This window comes from Nonomuraea sp. NPDC049129 (genome assembly GCF_040648495.1).
In the GTDB taxonomy this organism is placed as follows: domain Bacteria; phylum Actinomycetota; class Actinomycetes; order Streptosporangiales; family Streptosporangiaceae; genus Nonomuraea.
Genome location: NZ_JBEZDU010000006.1, coordinates 600,372 through 620,196, shown reverse-complemented (window position 1 = coordinate 620,196; position 19,825 = coordinate 600,372). Strand labels below are relative to the sequence as shown.

General features: G+C 70.6%; 13 protein-coding genes. 9 read left to right on the top strand and 4 right to left on the bottom strand.

Going from position 1 to position 19,825, the window contains the following annotated elements; genetic code table 11:
• Positions 1 to 52 precede the first annotated feature (52 nt).
• Positions 53 to 301 (top strand): glutaredoxin domain-containing protein, encoded by a 249-nt coding sequence (locus AB0B64_RS22445; RefSeq protein ID WP_357944454.1) that lies wholly within the window; start codon positions 53 to 55, stop codon positions 299 to 301.
• A gap of 198 nt (positions 302 to 499) precedes the next feature.
• On the opposite strand, the gene nudC is transcribed toward AB0B64_RS22445, so the two are convergent.
• Entirely contained in the window at positions 500 to 1,474 is a 975-nt protein-coding gene (nudC, locus tag AB0B64_RS22440; RefSeq protein ID WP_357944452.1) for an NAD(+) diphosphatase, read from the bottom strand.
• 175 nt (positions 1,475 to 1,649) lie between these two features.
• Between nudC and AB0B64_RS22435 the strand changes: the two genes are divergently transcribed.
• Genes AB0B64_RS22435 through AB0B64_RS22420 form a run of 4 tightly spaced genes read left to right on the top strand, consistent with a single transcriptional unit; the run spans position 1,650 to position 7,104 of the window.
• On the top strand, positions 1,650 to 2,750 hold the full coding sequence (locus AB0B64_RS22435; protein ID WP_358179393.1) for a siderophore biosynthesis protein: 1,101 nt from the start codon (positions 1,650 to 1,652) through the stop codon (positions 2,748 to 2,750).
• Positions 2,747 to 4,327, top strand: a complete 1,581-nt coding sequence (locus AB0B64_RS22430; protein ID WP_358179391.1) for an IucA/IucC family protein — start codon at positions 2,747 to 2,749, stop codon at positions 4,325 to 4,327. The genes AB0B64_RS22435 and AB0B64_RS22430 overlap by 4 nt, the downstream gene beginning before the upstream one ends.
• The gene (locus AB0B64_RS22425) at positions 4,328 to 5,998 is read left to right on the top strand and encodes an IucA/IucC family protein (RefSeq protein ID WP_358179390.1); all 1,671 of its coding nucleotides are present in this window, start codon (positions 4,328 to 4,330) and stop codon (positions 5,996 to 5,998) included.
• Positions 5,995 to 7,104, top strand: a complete 1,110-nt coding sequence (locus AB0B64_RS22420; RefSeq protein ID WP_358179388.1) for a type III PLP-dependent enzyme — start codon at positions 5,995 to 5,997, stop codon at positions 7,102 to 7,104. Before AB0B64_RS22425 ends, AB0B64_RS22420 begins: the two co-directional genes overlap by 4 nt.
• A gap of 94 nt (positions 7,105 to 7,198) precedes the next feature.
• Here AB0B64_RS22420 and AB0B64_RS22415 read toward each other — a convergent pair whose 3' ends face one another.
• Positions 7,199 to 10,453, bottom strand: coding sequence for an ATP-dependent DNA helicase (locus AB0B64_RS22415; protein ID WP_358179386.1), 3,255 nt, complete (start codon positions 10,451 to 10,453; stop codon positions 7,199 to 7,201).
• Positions 10,447 to 13,686 carry an ATP-dependent DNA helicase gene (locus tag AB0B64_RS22410; protein WP_358179384.1) on the bottom strand — a complete coding sequence of 1,080 codons (3,240 nt, stop codon included), beginning with the start codon at positions 13,684 to 13,686 and terminating at the stop codon, positions 10,447 to 10,449. Before AB0B64_RS22410 ends, AB0B64_RS22415 begins: the two co-directional genes overlap by 7 nt.
• A gap of 205 nt (positions 13,687 to 13,891) precedes the next feature.
• Here AB0B64_RS22410 and AB0B64_RS22405 point away from each other — a divergent pair, with 205 nt between their 5' ends.
• The 4 genes from AB0B64_RS22405 to AB0B64_RS22390 all read left to right on the top strand — a co-directional run bounded on the left by AB0B64_RS22405 (position 13,892) and on the right by AB0B64_RS22390 (position 16,848).
• Positions 13,892 to 14,554, top strand: a complete 663-nt coding sequence (locus AB0B64_RS22405) for a class I SAM-dependent methyltransferase (protein WP_357944433.1) — start codon at positions 13,892 to 13,894, stop codon at positions 14,552 to 14,554.
• A gap of 51 nt (positions 14,555 to 14,605) precedes the next feature.
• Positions 14,606 to 15,724 carry an XRE family transcriptional regulator gene (locus AB0B64_RS22400; protein WP_357944430.1) on the top strand — a complete coding sequence of 373 codons (1,119 nt, stop codon included), beginning with the start codon at positions 14,606 to 14,608 and terminating at the stop codon, positions 15,722 to 15,724.
• 114 nt (positions 15,725 to 15,838) lie between these two features.
• Positions 15,839 to 16,258 carry a hypothetical protein gene (locus AB0B64_RS22395; RefSeq protein ID WP_358179382.1) on the top strand — a complete coding sequence of 140 codons (420 nt, stop codon included), beginning with the start codon at positions 15,839 to 15,841 and terminating at the stop codon, positions 16,256 to 16,258.
• A gap of 143 nt (positions 16,259 to 16,401) precedes the next feature.
• The gene (locus AB0B64_RS22390) at positions 16,402 to 16,848 is read left to right on the top strand and encodes a GNAT family N-acetyltransferase (RefSeq protein WP_357944425.1); all 447 of its coding nucleotides are present in this window, start codon (positions 16,402 to 16,404) and stop codon (positions 16,846 to 16,848) included.
• Positions 16,849 to 16,904: 56 nt separating this feature from the next.
• Here the strand turns inward: AB0B64_RS22390 and AB0B64_RS22385 are convergent, their stop codons facing one another.
• A complete protein-coding gene (locus tag AB0B64_RS22385; RefSeq protein ID WP_357944422.1) occupies positions 16,905 to 19,757 on the bottom strand; it encodes a CDP-glycerol glycerophosphotransferase family protein in 2,853 nt (950 codons plus the stop codon).
• Positions 19,758 to 19,825: the final 68 nt, after the last annotated feature.

Genomic DNA, 19,825 nt, shown 5'->3' with positions numbered 1-19,825 from the left:
CGTCCAGGTTGTTGCACCGACCGCCTGCTTTACGCCTCGAAGGGATGTCCACATGGCGCTCACGGTCTACAGCACCACCTGGTGCGGTCCCTGCAAGCGACTCAAGTCGCAGCTCACCCGTGAGGGGATCAGCTTCGACGAGATCGACATCGAGCGGAACCCCGATGCCGCCGAGTTCGTGATGAGCGTCAACAACGGCAACCAAGTGGTGCCCACTGTGGTGATCGAGACCCCCGCTGGACGGGTGGTCCGCACCAACCCGTCGGCCCGCGAGGTGAAGGCGCTTCTCGAGGCGGCCTGAGGTCTTTGTCTGATGGGCTCGGGCCCCAGCGGAGAAGCTGGAGCCCGAGAAGAGTGGCCTAGCATGGCCACGAGGGCCTGGGCGGTTGGTGCGCCCAGGCCTCCTAGTTCAGGTGACTGTCGAGCTTGTGCTCCAGGAGCTTGATGTCGACCTTGAGCTGAAGCACCGCGCTGAGTATGGCGCCGCTCGCCGAGTGACTTACCAGTCCCCTGAAAGCGGTCCCCCGTACCAGGTCTCGATGAGGCGGCGGGCGATCGAGACCGGTGGCGGCAGGCGGACCTCGCCCGACTGCAGGGCCTCCACCAGCTCCTCGCGGGAGAACCAGCGGGCCTCGGCGATCTCCTCCGCGTCGGGGGTGAGGGTCGTCGTGGTGGCGTGGGCGAAGAAGCCGAGCATCAGGCTGCGCGGGAACGGCCACGGCTGGCTGCCGAGATAGCGGGGGTCGACGACGGTGACGCCCACCTCCTCGGCCACCTCGCGGATCACGGCGTGCTCCAGCGACTCCCCCGGCTCCACGAACCCGGCCAGGATCGACAGCCGTCCCTCTGGCCACTGCGGGCCGCGGGCCAGCAGGCAGCGGTCGTCCTCGTCGCGGACGAGCATGATCACCGCTGGGTCCACGCGCGGGAAGTGCTGGCTGGAGTCACGCGGGCAGACCCGGATGTGGCCGCCCGCCTGCACGTCCGTACGGCTGCCGCAGCGCGGGCAGAACTCGTGCGTCGAGTGCCAGGCCTCCAGCGCCACCGCGTAGACCAGCATCCCCGCGTCGCGGTCGCCCAGCAGGCCGCCCACCTGGCGCAGGCCCGCGACGACCAGCTCGCCCTCGGCCGTGTCGCGCAGGCTCATCGGCATCGTGACGCGGCCGTTGACGTCGCCGGCCCGCGAGCCGGGCAGCGGCGCGGCGACCGCGAAGTAGGCGGTCCCGTCCTCGACTCCCAGCAGGTAGCGCTCGCCCGGCGGCGCCTCCGATGGCGCGTAGAGGACCGCGTGCACCTCGTCGCCGGCGCGCTTGACCAGCGTCCGGCCATCGTCGATCACCAGCACCTTGGTCGCCGGATCCGCCCAGGCACGCTCCAGCCAACCGGCGTTCGCCCGCAGCGCGGACGACCTGTCGATGGTGCCGCGCGCGAGGAGCAGCGGTCCGATGAGTTGCTCTTCCACCCTCGTCTGCACGGGCCCCACCCTTCCCAAATCCCATGTCATCCTATGACCGCCACCGAATGTGGGGTCTTGTATCCGGGATGATCTCCCAACGGCTAGGATCAGCGAGTTAGGTTAGGCTTACCTGATTCTCCGGGGGTATCTCGCGTTGCGGCTCTACCTGACCGCGCTCAAACCCACTGATTCGGTGACCGATGGGTTCCTGCCCGCCGCCGAAGCCCTGGGCTGTCGTGTGACGATTCTCACCGACCAGCCGGAGCGGCATCCCGGTGCCGTCGGGTGCGACGTACGGGATCCGCGGGCGGTGATCGACGCGATCGAGCAGCTCGGCCGGCCGGACGCGATCTTCTCCAACTCCGACCACCTGCAGGCGGAGACCGCGCTGGCGGCGGCCTACTTCGGGCTGCCCGGCAAGGACTGGCGGGCCTGCCTGGCGGCCAAGAACAAGTTCCTGATGCGCCGCCGGCTCGCCGAGGCGGGGGTCGAACGGGTCTCGTCCGTACGGCTGGCGCCCGGTGACCCCGTGCCCGGCGACCTGCCGTACCCGCTGGTCGTCAAACCGCGCGAGGGGGTCGCGAGCGAGGACGTGCTGCTGGTCGAGCGGGACCTGGCCGGAGCGGTGGCGAAGGTCAGGAAGCGGCGGCCCGGCGAGGCGCTGGTCGTGGAGGAGTACCTGGAGGGGCCGCTGCGCACCCTGGAGACCCTCGGGGACGGCGACGGGGTACGGGTGCTCGGCGGATTCCGTACGACGCTCGGGCCGTTGCCGCACTTCATCGAGGAGCGGCTGGACTGGACGCCGCCCGATGGAGCCCGTGAGCACGTTCTGGGCGCGTTGGCGGCGCTCGGGGTGGGGTTCGGCGCCTGCCACACCGAATACATCGTCACCCCGGCCGGGCCGCGCATCGTCGAGGTGAACTATCGGGTGATCGGCGACCACTGCGACTTCCTGCTGGCCGACGTGCTCGGGGTGCCGGTGTTCGAGTGGATCCTGCGGGTGCATCTGGGTGAGGCCGTGCCTGCTGTGCCGGATACGTCCAGGTACGGCAGCGCGGTCAGCCTGGTCGCCGACCGGTCGGGGACGATCACGGCGGCGCCGGGGGCGGAGGAGTTGGTCTCCCAAGGCGTACGGCTGTGGCACCGGCCGCTTCGGGCGGTGGGTGATGTCGTTGAACAGACCCATACGAACCGCGACTATCTCGGCGTCCTCCGGGCCGTCGGTCCGGACCGGGCGCGGGTGGACGCGGCCATCGAGGACTTCCGTGCGGCCAAGCCGTGGACCGTGGGATGAGCACGGGCGAGGCCGCGGATCGTGAGAGGCGTACGCGGGAGGCCGCGAGCCGTGGGATGAGCTCGCGCGAGGCGTATTTGGCCAGGCGGGTGCTGGACGCGCTGCTGCGCGAGGACTACGGCGGGCTGTCGGCGCGGGTGGCCAGGAGCCGTGACGGCGTGGAGCTGGAGCTGGCCGGCGGGCGCCGGGTACGGCTGATGCCCGGGCTGCTGTTCCAGGACTTCGTGGTCGGTTCCGACGAGCGGCTGGGGCTGGCGGAGGTGCTCGACACGCTGGCCGAGGTGGCCGATCCGGCCGACGCGCCGGGCGTGGCGGCGTTCGCCGAGGAGTGCGCGCAGGCGCTGGCGGCGCTGGAGCTGCACGACGTACACAGGGCCGAGGTGCTCGCCCGGCGGCCGTCCTACGAGTCGCTGGCGGCGTTCGTCGACCATCCGGTCTATCCGACCTCCCGGGCGCGGCTGGGCGTGCCCGCCGCCGCGCTGCCCGCGTACGCGCCCGAGTTCGCGCCGTCGTTCGAACTGCGCTGGGCGGCCGTGCCCCGCCGCCTGCTGACGCCGGGCTCCACCGCCGTGCCGACGCCGTTTCCGGCCCATCCGCACGCGACCCACGAGGCACGTCCGCACGCGATCCAGGAGCTGCGGGCCGACGAGGTGCTGTTTCCCGTTCATCCGCTCACCGTCGACGAGGTACGGAAGATCGACGGGGTGCGGCTGCTCGGCGAGCCGTGGCTGACCGTGCGGCCCACGCTGTCGATGCGGACCGTGGAGCTCGACGATCGCACCCACCTCAAGCTGCCCCTGCCCACCAGCACCCTGGGGGCACGGAACCGGCGGTCGATCAAGCCCGGCACCCTGCGCGACGGCGCCATGGCCGAGCTGCTGCTGCGGCGCCTGGCCGACCCTGACGTGCTGGTCGCCGACGAACAGACCTACGCGCACGCCGGGCACGAGTATCTCGCCTGGATGGTTCGGCGGCTGCCGAAGGGGCGGATGGTGCCCGTCGCCGCGTTCAACGCCCCCGGTGTGCTCCAGGAGGTGGGCGACGTGCTGCCCGGCTATCTGCGCCTCCTGCTGCGGTGGAACGTACGGCTGTTCGTACGCTACGGCGTCGCGCTGGAGGCCCACCAGCAGAACCTGTCGCTGGTGTTCCAGGACGGGCGGATGAAGCTGCTGGTCAAGGACAACGACGGGCTGCTGGCGTCCCCTTCGAGGCTCGCCGCGGCGGGTGTCGAGGTGCCCGCGTTCGCCGACGAACGGATGTTCACGGACGACCCGCACGCCCTGGCCGACGTGTTCGTGACCATCACGCTGCATCTGGCGGCGGCGGCCGTCGTGTTCGGGGCCCTGCCGCCCGACCGGGCCGCCGCCCTGTTGCGCGACACGCTGGCCGAGGCGCTCGACGAGTACGGCGACGACCCCATGGCCCGGCTGCTGCGGGCCAGGACGCTCGACGCGGCCAGGCTCACCGGCAAGTCGATGATCACCGCGGGGACTCTCGTGGCCAAGGAACGCTCCGGGGCCCGGGACATCAACAAGTTCTACGGCACCAGCGGGCCCAACTATCTGAGGAGAGCTTGAATGCACGGTCTGGTCCTCGACTCGCCGGCCAACCAGGTCTCGGCGGTTCCGCCGACCTCACCGGCCTCATCACCGGCCGCGCTGGCGGAGGAGGCGACGCTGGGCGCCCTGCTGCGGTGCTGTGTCCGGGAAGTGGCCGGGCCGCGCGGCCTGGTCTGGCCCGCGCCGCCGTACCTGCTGCTGAGGGTCGGGGGCACGCTGCTGCGGGTCCGCACGTACGGCGGAGCGGCGTTGCGCTTCGACGGCCGGCCTGAGCGCCTGGACCGTGGTGCCTGGCGGCCTCTCACGACCGACGAGCTGGTACGGCTGGCGGAGGCCGACCTGACCGGGCAGGCGGCGCCGGACTTCGATGACCCGGACTTCACCAGGCCGGACTTCGATGGCCCGGCAGCCAACGGGCAGGCAGTCAGGGGGTCGACCCCCAACGGTGAGTTCGCCGGGCAGGTGGCCGCGAGCCGTGACGCGGTCGCCGCGATCCTGGCGGCCAGGGCCGAGGCCGTGGCGCCCGCCGATCCGTGGCTGGCCTCCGAGCAGGCGCTGGTCTACGGGCACCGGTTCCACCCGAGCCCCAAGTCGCGAGGTGGCGCCGACTGGCTGCGGTTCGCGCCCGAGGCGCACGCCGAGTTCCCCGTACGGCTGCTCGGTGTCCGCGCGGACGTGCTCGCCGAGGAAGGCGACGCCTCGGCCCTCGACCTGCTGGGCGAGGCGCCGTCCGGCTACCGGCTGCTGCCCGCCCACCCGTGGCAGCTGGACCTGCTGCGCCCGGCGTACGGGGCCGAGCTGATCGACCTGGGCCCCGGCCCGGTGGCCGTGCCGACCTCGTCGGTGCGGACCGTCTACGCGCCCGCGGCGGAGTCGTGCCTGAAGTTCAGTCTCGATGTCCGCATCACCAACTGCGTACGCAAGAACGCCTGGTACGAGCTGGCCGGAGCGGTTGAGCTGACCTCCCGCCTGACGCCGGTGTTCGAGGCGGTCTCGGCCACGCATCCGGGCACCCGGTGGCTGCCCGAGCCGGGCTACCGCTCGGCCGCGCTCGGCACCCGCCTGCTCGAAGGGCTCGGCGTGATCGTCCGGGCCAGCCCGTGGTCCGTGTGCTCCCCCGGGGTCACTCCGGTCCTGTCCGGGGCCCTCGCGCTCGAGGCGCCGGCCGGCGATCCGCTGGCGTGGTGGACGGCCTATGTCTCGGTGGTGGCGCCGCCGGTGCTGGAGCTGTACTTCACGCACGGGGTGATCCTCGAACCACACCTGCAGAACGTCCTCGTCGGCCTGGACCCCTCGGGGCTGCCCGTCGAGGCGGTCTTCCGCGACCTGGAGGGCACCAAGCTGGTCACCGGCCGTCACTCGCTCGACGGCGTACCCGCGAAGGTGGCCGAGGCCCTGAGCTACGACGCCGAGCGCGGCTGGGCCCGCGTCGTCTACTGCCTGCTGGTCAACCATCTCACCGAGATCGCCGCCACGCTGGCGGGAGATAACGACGAGCTGCTGCGCGAGCTGTGGCGGATCGCCCGGGACGTGCTCGCCCGCCACGCCGGGCCGCTCGGCTGGCCGCTCCCGCTGTCCGATCTGCTGGCCGGCGCGCCGCTCCCGGCCAAGGCGAACCTGACGGTCCGCTGGTCCAGGGCCGCCGACCGGACCGCCGGATACGTCCCGATCGCGAACCCGCTCGCGTGATCACGACGAGAGTCCGCGAAGCCGCCCTGCGGCTCCGTGACGCGCCCGCCTACCTCTACGACCTGCCCGCGCTGCACGACCACGCCTCGGCGGTACGGCGGGCGCTGCACGGCGTCGAGCTGTACTACGCCGTCAAGGCCAATCCCGACACCGAGCTGCTCAGGACGCTGGCCGAGCACGTGGACGGCTTCGAGGTGTCGTCCGGCGGCGAACACGCCCACGTGTCGGCCCTCTTCCCCGGCAGACCCAGCCTCCCCGGCACGCCTGGCACGACCGGCAAGCCGCTGGCCCTCGGCGGCCCCGGCAAGACCGACGCCGAGCTGCGCCTGCCCTGCCACCGCCTGCATGTCGAGTCGCCCAACGAGCTGCGCCGCCTGCTCGCCACCGGCCGCGAGACCGACGTCCTGCTCCGGCTCAACCCGGACCTGCCGGTCGAGGGCGCGGCGCTGACGATGAGCGGGCCGTTCGGCATGGACGAGGCGGGTGTACGTGAGTGCCTGCCGCTCTTCACCGACCGCGTACGACTGCGCGGCCTGCACAGCCACCTGGCCAGCGGCCTGGACGCGCCGGAGCTCCTGCGGCTGGCCGAGACGCTGCTGGACACCGAGTACGACGAGGTCAACCTGGGGGGCGGCATGGCGGTCTCCTACGCCGCGCCGGAGTCCCGGTTCGACTGGGCGGCCTACGGCGCCGGACTGGCGGCGCTGCGGCGGGCCGGGCAGCGGGTGCGGATCGAACCGGGGCGGGCGCTTACCGCGTACTGCGGCTACTACGTCACCAAGGTCGTGGACGTGAAGCGGGTACGCGGTGAGGCGTACGCGATCGTGCTGGGTGGCACGCACCACCTGCGTACGCCGGTCACCAAGGGGCACGACCAGCCCTTCACGGTGCTGCCCACAGGCTCCGGTCCTGCTCTGGCGGATGAGCCGGTGACGGTGGTCGGTCAGCTGTGCACCCCGAAAGACGTTTTCGCCCGAAAAATTGGGACTTCGCTGCGGGTGGGGGACACGGTGGTGTTCGAGATGGCCGGGGCCTATGCCTGGAACATCTCCCACCACGACTTCCTGATGCATCCCAAGCCGGGCTTCCACTACTTGCGGGACTAGGCCCGTCACACGACGGTCACGGTCCCTGTGACGGCCCGCGGTGGCGGGGGTCCTTCTGGAGATACCCCCTCCGGGGAGCGGAAGATGCCGGGACCTAGGAGATGGGAACCGCCTCTATAAGCGCGACCAGGCCGTCGGCATCAAGCAGGTTCACCGGGCGGACGGTCTGATTCATCCGGACATAGTGGAAAGCCGCCCCCACCTGCTCCAGCGGCACCGCCGCCAGGTGTGACCAGGCCAGCCGGTAGGCGGCCAGCTGCACCGAGGCGGCGCGGGCGGCCTTGCCGCGTGGTGGCGCGCCGGTCTTCCAGTCGACGACCTCATAACGGCCGTCGGGCAGCTCGAAGACCGCGTCCATCCGGCCGCGCACCAGCCGGTCGGCGATCATGGTCTCGAACGGCACCTCCAGGTCGAGCGGCCGGCGCCCGGCCCATTCGCTCTCCTCGAAGCGTTCCTGCAGCTCCGCCAGCCGTACGTCGGCCTCTTCCAGCTCGTCCACCAGGTCCAGGTCGAAGTCGTCGAGCAGGCGCTGCTGGTCCCAGCGCGTCTCCAGCCACTTGTGGAACGACGTGCCACGACGAGCCAGCGGCGCGGGCTTGACCGGGACGGGACGGCGGATCCTGCGGGCCAGCTCGCGGGCGTCCTCGGCCAGCGTGACCAGCGACGACACGGTCAGCTTCGAGGGCAGCTCGACGGTGGTGGAGCCGCGCCGCCGGTGCAGCTCGCGCTCGCGCAGCAGCAGGTCGGTGTCGCGCTCCCAGGCGCGGACGCGTTCCTCTTCGAAGGCGCGCAGCGGCTCGTCCTCGGCGGGGGCGAGCGTGCCCGTCAGCGCGTCCTCGACCAGCCGCGCCCCGTCCAGCACCGACTCATAGCGCAGGCCCTCCGGCGTGACCGGCCACACAGCCTCGGCGGGCTCGGCCAGCAGCGGGTTGGTCGCACCGGCGGCGAGCTCCGGCGCCCAGAACGCGACCCGGTCGCTGGTGTCGCGGATCTCCAGCAGGAAGTCCGACGGCTCCAGCGGCTTGGAGGCGCTCCCCCAGCGGTAGCCGGAGGCGATCAGGTGGTAGTGGGCCCGGGTGACGGCCACATAGGCCAGCCGCCGTTCCTCCATCAGATCGCGGTCACGGCAGCCCTCGTCGAACGCGGCCAGCTCCTCCTTGGTGAGCCCCGGCAGGCGCGGCAGGTCGGCGACGTCGCCGCGGAGCGGGTAGGGGAGTTTGCGTGGGTTGTCGGTCCAGCGGCTGTTCATGACCGGCGTCGCGGGGAACATGCTGCCGGTCGCGATCGTGCCCTTTGAACTGACCAGCTGCGACAGTCCGGGCACGACCACGATCGGCCACTCCAGGCCCTTGGAGGCGTGCACGGTCATCAGCTTGACGCTGTTGCTCTCGCCGACCCGTCCGGCCTCCAGCCCGAACTCCTCGGTCTCGGCCGCCTGCAGATAGGCCAGGAACGCGCCGAGCGTCGGATCCTCCGCGTCGCCGGCGAACCTGGCGGCCGCGTCCTGGAAGGCGTCGAGGTCGGCCCTTGCGGCGAAGGCGCTGACCGTGCCGCCCCGGGCCGCCACCTCGATGTCGAGGCCCAGCCGCCGCTCCACCTCCGTGATCAGGTCGGGGAGCGGCTGGGCGGTGTGCGCCCTGAGTTGCCGCAGCTCCTGCGCCAGCGCGACGAGCCGGGTCCTGGCCAGCGGCGAGAACGCCTCCAGCCACGCCTCCCTGTCGGGCAGCTCGTCGAGCGCGTCGATCAGGCTGCCGCGCTCCTCGGCCAGGTCGGCGACCACCTGGTCCAGCGGGTCCTGCTCGTGGCGCGTCTCACGGGCCTCGCGGGTCAGCTCTCTGGCGTACTCGCCCAGCACCCGCATGTCGGCGGGCCCGACCCGCCAGCGCGGTCCGGCCAGCAACCGGGCCAGGGCGTCGCCGGCGGTCGGGTCGTACAGGACTCTGAGCGTGGCGACGATGTCGTTGACCTCGGGCACGGTCAGCAGCCCACCGAGACCGACCACTTCGACCGGGATGTCGCGCTCTTCGAGAGCTCTGCGCAGCGCGGGGAACTGCGACCGCTTACGCGCGAGGATCGCCACATCCTGGGGTTGTACGGCGAGCGTCTTCTTGCGTTCCTTCTCGCCCCAGGGCAGGCCGTCGGGCGCGAACTCCTGGCCGAGGATCTTGTGGATGCCGTCGGCGATCCACTTCGCCTCGTCCTCCGCGGTCTCATGGAAGGCGCAGGTGACGCGCCCCCGGTCGACGCGGTTGGCGCCGGGGACGAGGACCGGCACCTCACGGGCCTCCATGCGCAGCGGCAGCTGGACGCGGGCGGCGACGTCGAGGACACGATCGCCGTTGCGGAAGCTGACGCTGAGCTGGCGTACCGGGGCCGGGTCGCCGGTGCTCGTCCTGAAGTCCTGGGCGAAGCGCCGCAGGTTGCCCGCCGAGGCGCCGCGCCAGCCGTAGATGGACTGGCAGGGATCGCCGACCGCGGTGACCGGGTGGCCGTTGCCGTACAGGGATCGCAGCAGTACGAGCTGGGCGTGGCTGGTGTCCTGGTATTCGTCGAGCAGCACCACGGAGAAGCGGGACCGCTCGATCTCGCCCACCTCCCGGTGGCCGGCGGCGATCCTGGCGGCCAGCGACATCTGGTCGCCGTAGTCGATGACCTCACGGCCGCGCTTGAGCCGCTCGTACGCCTCGACCAGGGGCAGGAGCTGCCTCCGCGCGGCCTGGACGTTGATCGGCTTGCGCTGGGCCACGGTCGTCCGGCCGGTCAGCGCGGCGTACCTCTCATCGAGCCACTCACCGATCCGCCGCACGTCTGAGGCGGTGCGCAGGTGCTCGGACAGCTCGCCGGCCAGCTCCAGGACGGCGGCCGTGACGGACGGCGGGCCGAGCTCGATCTTGTCCATCGGCCCGTCGTACATCGCCACCACCCTGGACGCCAGCTGCCACGAGACGGCGGGCGTGACCAGGCGCATGGTGGGTTCGAGGGCCTCGCGCAGGGCGTGGTCGGTGACCAGACGGGCGGCGTAGGCGTGGTAGGTGGAGACGGTCGGCTCGTTGTCGAGCAGCCCCGGCTCGACCAGGCCGGCCTCGGCCAGGCCGTTGAGCCGTTCGCGGACGCGGGTGGCCAGCTCGGCGGCGGCCTTGCGGGTGAAGGTCAGGCCGAGCACGTTCTCGGGCTTGACCAGGCCGTTGGCCACCAGCCAGACCACGCGCCCGGCCATGGTCTCGCTCTTGCCCGAGCCCGCTCCGGCCATGACGACCATGGGTTCGAGCGGGGCCTCGATGACGCGGGACTGTTCGGAGGTGGGGGGCAGGATGCCGAGCTTCTCGGCCAGCTCGACCGGGTTCAGCACACCTGTCCCCCGTTGTCGTTGACGGGGCAGCTGGACCTGGCCGCGCAGGTGCGGCAGCCGTCGTTGACCTTGGCCTGGAAGAACGGGCCCGACATGCCGATCGCCACGGTGTCGACCAGGTCCTTGGCCCAGCCGGGGTTCTTGTCGTCGGCCAGCGCGCCCTGCGTCTGCTCCAAGGCGTCGTTCTTGCCCGCCGCCTTGCCGACCTGGACCAGCGCGGCACCGCCCGGCTCGGTCATGCCGTGCCGGGCGAACGCGCCGAGGAGCGCGGCCAGCTGGTAGACGCCGAGCTGCGGGTGGCGGTCGAGCTCGCCCGCCTTGGGCTTCGCGCTGCCGGTCTTGAGGTCGATGATCACCGCGCGGTTCTCCGAGTCGCGTTCGACGCGGTCCACGCGGCCCTTGATCTGTACGCCGTCGGAGACCGTGGCGGTGAACGCCTCTTCGAGGGCGACGAGCTCGCGCGGGTTCTCCTGGTGCCAGCGCCAGAACTTGGTGATCATCTGCTCGGCCACCTGGCGCTGCTTGCGGTTGAACCAGACGCCGCCGAAGTCCAGCTCGTTCCAGATCTCGTCCAGGCGCTTGCCGAGCAGGTCCTCGCTGGGCAGGTCGGTGGCGGCGAGCACGGCCAGAGCGTGGATGACGGTGCCGAGGCCCTGGGCCGAGCTGGTGCCGGCTGCGCCGACGGCCGTCTCCAGCAGCCATCTCAGGCCGCACTTGGTGAAGCTCTCGACCGCCGAGGGCGAGATCCTGACGATGTCGTCGGGCCAGCTCAGGGGGCGGTCGTCGGTCATGGGGGTGAGGGCGTACCAGTCGTTGGGGTGTGCGCCCTGGACTCCGGCCGCGGCCAGGCGGGCGAGCTGAGTGGCGGCCTTGTGCCGGATTTTTCCCGATTTAGTGGGATCGGTTACTGCGCTGCGGAGATCCGCCACGAGCGCGGACATGTTCAGCCACCGCGCCCGGTCGTCCACCGTGGCGGCCTCGACGGCGCCCGGCATGAGCTCGCTGAGGAACCTCGACGGCCGCTCGTCGGTGTCCTCCCCGCCCACGGCCGTGACGACCAGCCTGCGCCGGGCGCGGGTGACGGCCACGTAGAACAGCCGCCGCTCCTCGGCCAGCAGCTTGGAGGCCAGCGACGCCGCGTTGGGCTTGCCGCCCTCGACCAGCTCGACGAGATCCTCCACGCCCAGCAGCGTGCCGCGCAGCCGCAGATCGGGCCAGACGCCCTCCTGCACACCCGCGACCACCACCACGTCCCACTCCAGCCCCTTGGACCGGTGGGCGGTCAGCACCCGGACGGCGTCACCGTCGGGCGCCCGCTCGGCCAGCGTGTCACCCGGGATCTCCTGCGCGGCCAGATCGTCCAGGAACACCTCAGGGCCCGCCTTGGGCATCCTGTCCACGAACCTGGCGGCGTGGTCGAACAGCGCGACCACGGCGTCGAGATCCCTGTCGGCCTGCGCCCCTCTGGCGCCGCCCGACAGGCTGAGCTCGGTCCACCGCTCGGCCAGGCCGCTCTCGTGCCAGACGGCCCACAGGACCTCCTCGGCGCCGGCGTGGTCGCGCACGGCCTGGCGGGCGGCGGCGAGCAGCTTCGCGACGCGTTCGGCGGGGAGTGCCACGTGGGGCTCGATCCGGGTCAGCTCCCGCGCGTCCTTGACGGCCGCGACCAGCAACTCTCCCGAGGTACGCGCATGCGTGACCTCTTTCGCGGGCTCGCTCTCGGATTCGCCAACCGTCGCCTCGTTGTTGTCGGACGCGGCGGCCAGCGCCTCGTTTTCGGCGATCTTCAGTGCCCGACGCAGCCGCCGTACGCCGATCATGTCGGTGCCGCCGAGGGGCCCGGTCAGCAGTTCCTCGGCCACCCCCTCGTCGAGCTCGCCCGCGTCGAGGGCGATCCTGAGCATCGTCAGCAGCGGGCGTACGCCGGGCTCCTGCGCGATCGGCACCTCGTCACCGGCCACCATCGTCGGCACACCCGCACTGACCAGCGCGCGCCGCAGCAACGGCACCTGACGGGCCGCCGACCGGACGAGCACCGCCATCCGATGCCACGGCACGCCGTCGATCAGGTGGGCCCGCCGCAGCGTGTCGGCGACGACGGCCGCCTCCTGGCTGGTGCTGTCGGCCAGCAGCACGCGTACGTCGCCGTCCTCCATCTCGGGCAGCGACAGCAACTCGCGATGCCCGTGAGGACGTCCGGCGGCCATGGCATCCGGCATCGGCGCCGCGGGCAGCCGATCGGCCACCCGCCTGGACGCCGCCAGCAACTCGGCCCCGCTCCGGCGGCACATCCGCAGCGCCACCACCGGCGCGTCCCGCCCGTCACGGGCCGGGAACCGCTGCGGGAACCCCAGGATCCCCCGCACATCGGCCCCCCGGAACCCGTAGATCGACTGGTCCGGATCGCCCACCGCGATCAGGTCACGCCCGTCACCGGCCAGCTGCCGCAGCAGGAACTCCTGCGCCGGGTCGGTGTCCTGGTATTCGTCCACGAAGACCACGTCGTGCGCCGCCCGCTCCCTCCGGCGCACCTCCGGGTCGGCGAGCACGCCCGCCGCCGCCCTGATCAGCTCGGCGTAGTCAAGCGACGGTTCGGGGTCGAGGTCGAACCGCACTTCGTACCGCTCAAGGAACCGGCCGGCCGCCACCCAGTCCGGCCTGCCGTGCTGCCTGCCGAGCTCCTGCAGCCGTGGGCCGCCGAGCCCGCGCTCGCCCGCGCGCGACAGGAAGTCGCGCAGTTCCTCCGCGAACCCGCGCGTCTTGAGCGGCTCGCGCAACGCGACCGGCCAGTCGCGCGCGCCGTCCTCCAGCTCGCCGTGCAGCAGCCGCCGGATCTCCAGCAGTTGCTCGGGCCCGGTGAGCAGCCGCGGCGGCGTCTCACCCGCCAGCACCGCCTCCCGCCGCAGCAGCGCGTAGGCGTAGCTGTGGAAGGTGAGCGCCAGCGGCGTCCTGGTCGTGCGGCGCAACCGCCCGGTGACCCGTTCACGCAGCTCACCGGCCGCTTTGCGGCTGTATGTCAGGATGAGGACGCGTTCGGGATCCACCCCGCGCCGCTCGATCCGGTCGACCACGCTCTCGACGATCGTCGTGGTCTTCCCGGTGCCGGGACCGGCGAGCACGAGCAGCGGCCCGCTCCGGTGCTGAACCACGGCACGCTGGTGCTCATCGAGCACAGGGGCCGCAACAGGTCCCCCGCTCCCACGCCGCACCAACCGCCAGGTCTGAGCACTCACAACACTAGATTCCACCAGACCACAGGGGTAGATCGTGCCGAGTTGACCTCTCTACCACGCGATCGGCCAACGCTACCGGCGTAAATGTCACCACACCCAACGACACGCCGCAGGGGCTCGGTGGGGAGTTTCGCGACATATCTTGACTTGCCCACAATGCGATATATCGTGACTTGTACAGCGTGGCAGAGAGGAACGACACGTCATGACCAGAACCGACAAGGGCTACAAGGGCATCGGCATGGAAGGCTCGATCGCCCGCTGGTACGCGAGAAACACCGGCAAGGACCCGTCGAGGTTCGCGGAGCAGGCCCAACTGGTCCTGGAACACGCCCCGGCAAGCGGCGACATCCTGGAGGTGGCCCCCGGCCCCGGCTACCTCGCCATCAGACTGGCCAGAACCGGCCACTACCGGGTCACCGGCCTCGACGTCAGCTCCTCATTCGTCCAGATCGCCCGCCAGAAGGCCGCCGAGGCGGGCGCCCAGGTCGACTTCCGCCAAGGAAACGCCTCGGCCATGCCCTTCGACGACGAGAGCTTCGACTTCATCGCCTGCTGCGCCGCCTTCAAGAACTTCTCCGACCCGGTCGGCGCCTTACGCGAGATGCACCGCGTCCTACGCCCCGGCGGCTCCGCCTACATCAACGACCTGCGCCGCGACGTCTCCAAGGAGGCGGTCGACGAGGACGTCGGCCGCATGGGCATCGGCCCGGTCAACGCCGTCATCATCCGCTACGTACTCCGCTCGGTCCTTCCCAGGCGGGCGTACGACAAGAAGCAGTTCGCGGCCATCATCGCCCACACGAGCTTCCGGACGTTCACCATCCAGGAGACGCCGATGTCCCTTCTCGTCGAACTGCGCAAGTAACCCGCCCGAGACACACAAGGCGCCAACCCGGCCGTGTGCGATAATGGCACAATGACGGAGGAGCAAGGGTGGCGCGAGGTCGGCAGGCGCGTAGCGGGCGCCCGCAAGACACGCGGGCTCAGTCAAGACGAGCTCGCCGGGCAGCTGGGCCTGGAGCGTACGGCCATAACCAAGATCGAGACCGGTCGCAGGCACATCAACTCCCTTGAGCTCGTAAGGCTCGCCGAGGTCCTGGACCGCCCTTTGCACTGGTTCGTCGCCACTCCACCGGCTGCGATCATCAGTCGTCGCGCGGCGACCGCCGATCAACGCTGCGACCCGAACAGCGATTACGCGATCGAAGACCTCGCCTACGATTTGTCGGTTCTCCTGGACGCCAGAGCGCTCGGACCGAACCCAGCCAAAGGCGCGTTGGGCGCGGTCAGACCAGGTAGTGAGGGTTGGGTTGTCGAGGCGGTCGCGACCGAGGCCAGGCAGCTGCTGGGAGCGGACGCGGGCTCACCCTTGTACGATCTCGCCGACCTGGTAGAAGGCGTCGGCCTGTTCTGTTATTCACTTTCCCTGGGCAAGGCCGCCGCAGATGGCGCCTACGCCGAAGTGGACGGCCTCGGGGTCGCTGTGATCAACGGCGATCTCGAAGCCGGAAGAAGGCGCTCCACTCTCGCCCACGAACTCGGCCACCATCTCTTCGGAGACGCCTACTCCGCCGACTGGGGCACAGACACCAGCGCCATCGAGAAGGCAATCGACTGCTTCGCCGTCAACCTGCTGTTTCCCCGCAAGGGCGTCACCCAGCAATGGCACTCCCTCCGGGAGTATCACGACCTACGGCCGGCGGCCATCATCATCAGCGCGCATTATCGAGTCAGCTGGACGGCGGCGCTACGGCAGCTCAAGACCTTTGAGCTGATCTCGAAGGACGACTACCGGGCCCTCGATTCGCGCTCGCCCACGCGCGCGGATTATCTGGAGTGCAATCTGCGCATCACCGCGGAGCTGGAGCCGCCCTATGTCGCGACAGGGATATCCGCAGCGGCCATTCGCGCATATCGAAGCCACAAGCTGTCGGCCGAACGGGTCATCGAGATGTTGCGTGGTCAGATCGAAATCGATGATCTGCCGGCCCGCGACGAGATTCCCCTGGACGCGCTCCGAGGCGAGCTGCGTTGAGCAACGAGCAGCTGGTCATCGACAGCTCCCCCCCTGAACTACTTCGCCCGCTCGAACCAGCTGCCCCTTCTGGGAAAGCTGCTGGCCGGCCTCACATGCCTGATAGTGCGCGCAGTGGAAGAAGAGCTGCTGAACGGCGGATCAAAACACGCGCAGCTTTACCAGGTGTCCATGCAGCCATGGCTGACCACGGTCGACGTGACCACGCTGGACTACCTCAGCCTCTTCTCCGAATATCACGGCCGTCTCGGGCGCGGATCGCGCAACATCGGCGAAGCGGCGACGCTGGCATACGCGGAGCTGCACAACGCCACAGCGATGATCGACGATCGGGTCGGCCGCCGGCATGGCCTGGACAGAGGTGTCAAGGTAACCGGCACGCTTGAGGTCCTATGTACGGGAGTTCGCGAAGGAGTAATGGAGGAACAGGAGGTGGTGGCGGTGGTCGATCTTCTCCACGATCACGAAGCCTTTCTTCCCTGTGATGGCGCTGGCTTCTTCGTGTGGGCACGCGCCGAAGGACGTCTGAACTGATCCGCCCCTTCGTCTCAGGAGGAGGGCCGCCGCCAAGTGGTCTTCTGCTTTCCCCGGAGAGTGGGCGTGCCACAGCGGTCCACCCGTTTCATAGGTTGTGACCTCAGCCCTGTCTCGCCCGAAGCTCTCATGAAGAAGGTCACGTGATCGACGTCCGCAAGCTCCGCCCGTCTGACAGAGCGGCTTGGGAGAGCCTGTTCCGCGCCTACATCGACTTCTACCAGCGAGTCGAGCCGGACCTGATGTACGACAGGGCGTGGGATGAATTCCAGGCGGACACGCGTCTCCACGCCCTCGGCGCGACACTGGACGGCAGGCTCGTAGGGATCACGCATTTCTTCACCCATCCGAGCACCTCAGCGCCGGATACTGACGTCTGCTATTTGCAGGACCTGTTCACGGCTGAGGATGTGCGTGGGCTGGGTGTGGGTCGTACGTTGATCGAGAGCGTGGTCGACTGGGCCCGGGATCGTGGTTGCGATCGCGTCTATTGGAACACCCACGAGTCGAACGCCACCGCGCGGCGCCTTTACGACAAGGTGGCCGTAAACCGGGGCTTCATCCGGTATCAGATCGACCTGCCGCGATAGGGATCGATCCTGGGTTCTCGACGGCCACCCACCCAGACGGGTGGGTGGCCAGCTGTCTAGGAGAACAGGTGGTCTACGACTCGGGCCGTTGCCTTGCCGTCGTCCCTAGGAGCGAAGGTGGCGCGGAAGGCGTCGTAGCGGTCCGCGTGGGCCGCGGCCACCGAGTCGATCGAGCGTAGTGCGTCGATCACCTCCGCCGACGTCGACAGCACCGGCCCCGGCGCCTGCTCCGGGAGGTCGATGTAGAGACCGCGCTTCGATGAGTATTTCGCCAGGTCGTACCCGTAGAAGACGATCGGGCGGCCGGTAGCGGCGAAGTCGAACATGACCGAGGAGTAGTCCGTGACCAGCACGTCCGTCACGAGCAGCAAATCCGCCATATCGGGATAAGTCGTGACGTCGTGGGCGATGTCGGGGACGGCGGGCATGGCTTGCATGGGGTGGGCCCGGACCAGGAGTTCGTGGTCGGCGCCCAGTGCCTCGCGGGCCTTGGCCAGGTCGAGCTTCACCATCGCGTTCTTGCGGTCATAGTCTCGCCAGGTCGGCGCGTACAGCACCACACGCTTGCCCTCGACCAGGCCCAGCCGCTCCCGCACCGCGGCCGCCAGCGAGTCGCGGTCCGGCGAGGTGAGCACGTCGTTGCGCGGCAGCCCACTCTCCAGGATCTCCCCCTGGTAGCCGAACGCGCGCCGCAGCACCGGCGTGGCCCAGGGCGACTGCGACAGCAGCACGTCCCAGCCGCGCACCTCGGCCGCCTGCCGGTGCCAGATCGGCGGGCGGGGGTCGCGGGTCATGTGCGGCTGGTCGTTGCCGATGCGCTTGGCCGGCGTGCCGTTCCAGGTCTGCAGGACGACCTGGTCCTCGCGCGAGCGGAACCAAACCGGCAGGAACGCATTTGTCACGATAAATCGGGACCGGGCGAGCGCAGCGTGGTGCTCGCGGCTGCCGGCGCGTACCGAGGTGGTGCCCGGAGGCGGCGTGAACGCGCCGTCCTTGACGATCCAGATGTGCTCGCGGTCATCACCCCGCCGCACCCGCTCCTCGTAGATCGCCCGGACGCTGTCGGCGTAGAGGCGGCCGTCGTTGACCACGTAGACGGTCGCGTCGGTCAGCGGCTCGGTGCGCTGTGCCGGATAGAAGACCCGCCGCAGCACGTGAGTGCCCGCGACGCCCTTCTCGTCGGCCGGCCGCTCCTCTTCCACGGCCACCACCGGCACGTCGAAGCGCGTCGAGAGCATCCGGAAGGACCGCCCCTCGGACGCGCGCGGCTCCTCGTCGAGGCCGGGCAGCGCCGCGTGGTCCATGCGGACGGGGACGATCTCCCCGGACGGGTGCCGGAGCGACATGTTCCAGGTGCCGGACGACAGCGGCACCACCTCGCCGAAGCGGTCCATCGACGCGGGCTCGAGGCGTACGGAGAACTGATCGCCCGTACGCTCCATCGGCACGTGGTAGGACAGCCCCGACCGGTGGCGCAGCGTCAGCACGCGCGGCCCGGCCGCGTCGGGGTAGTTGCCACGCAGCACCAGCGTGAGCCCCTCCCACACCGCCGAGGTGATCACCGGGCGGATGCGGTGGGCGGAGACGAGCACGCGGTCGCGCCGGTCGCCCAGCACGGTGATCTCGCGGTCGCCGGACGGCATCCTGGTCTCCACCAGGTCGGCGAGCATGACGGACGCGGCGGGATCGCCCTTCGGCTCGACCCAGAGCCGCCGCCCGTCCTTCTCCTGCAGCAGGGCGGACACGGCCTGGCTGACCAGCACCTCGGTGCCGTTGGCCACCGGCGTGAACTCGGCGGCCATGCGGTGGCCGCCCAGCCGGGCGTGGCCCTTGGTCACCGTACGGCCGGCCAGGAAGATCTTCAGCTCCAGGCGGTCGCCCTCGACGGAGACCCCGGTGAGCTCGGCGCGGTTGGGCTGGAGCACGACCTGCAGCGCCCGGTCGGAGGTCCACACCGGCCTGGCCCACCAGCCCGGCCGCAGCTTGAGCCCGGCGGGACGCTCGGTGCGGCCGGGGGACGCGCCACGCAGCAGGCCCGTCGCCCGCGCGCCGCGGCTGTAGAAGACGATCTCGGCCCGCCACGTCGTGGTGTCGTGGACGGCGGGCCGGTGGCGCATCCGCCTGCGTACGGCGTGCACCAGGCCACGCACGGCTCCGCGCCAGCGCAGGGACCATGGGCTGAGGTCGGCGGTGAACCCGGACCAGTCGTAGTTGCAGCCGGGCTCGCGCGCGCCGTGCGTTGCCTCGGGGGCCAGCACCCGGCGCGTGCGCAGGCGCACCGGAGGCAGCCAGCGCGGCCCGCGCAGCACCACGGTCGCCCAGTTGAACCGGCGGCTACGCACGGACAGGCCCGCCAGGTAGGCGAAGCCGGTGACGCGCAGCTTGCCGTTGACCCAGACGATGTCGTCGATGTGGGTCACGGGCACCAGGTCGGCGCGCCGCAGCCGGTAGAGGGCGGCGGGGAGCTCGTCACGGAAGGGCAGGTCGGCGTACCAGCGCAGACCCGCGCGGATCCGCTTGGACGGCTCGGCCGCCGCCGCCACGACCTTGGTGAGCGTGTCGCCGTCGACGAGCTCGTCGTCCGGGCGATGCTCGATGAGGTGGCAGATCAGGCGCCGCGCGACCGGCAGGTCACGCTTGACGCCCGCGTCCACGGCCGCCAGGTAGGGGCGCAGCAACGTGATGAGCTCACGCCTGCGCGCCGCGCCACGCTTGACGGCCAAGTCCATCCGCGCGCCCAGCGGTCCGCTGAGCACCTCGGTGTCGAACGCCGAGTCGCGGCCGCCCGGTCCGACGGCCTTCATGACCGCGTCGAGCGGCTCGCCTCGGTCACAGAGATCCTGGACAGCCTTCAGGCGATCGGCGATCAGATCGCCGCCCTGACTCAGGGCTGTGACGCCGGTTGCCATCGGTAAGGCACCGCCTTTCGAACCGCCATCACTGGTTCTAGCCATCGTAAGGGGAGTCACGTGCGGCG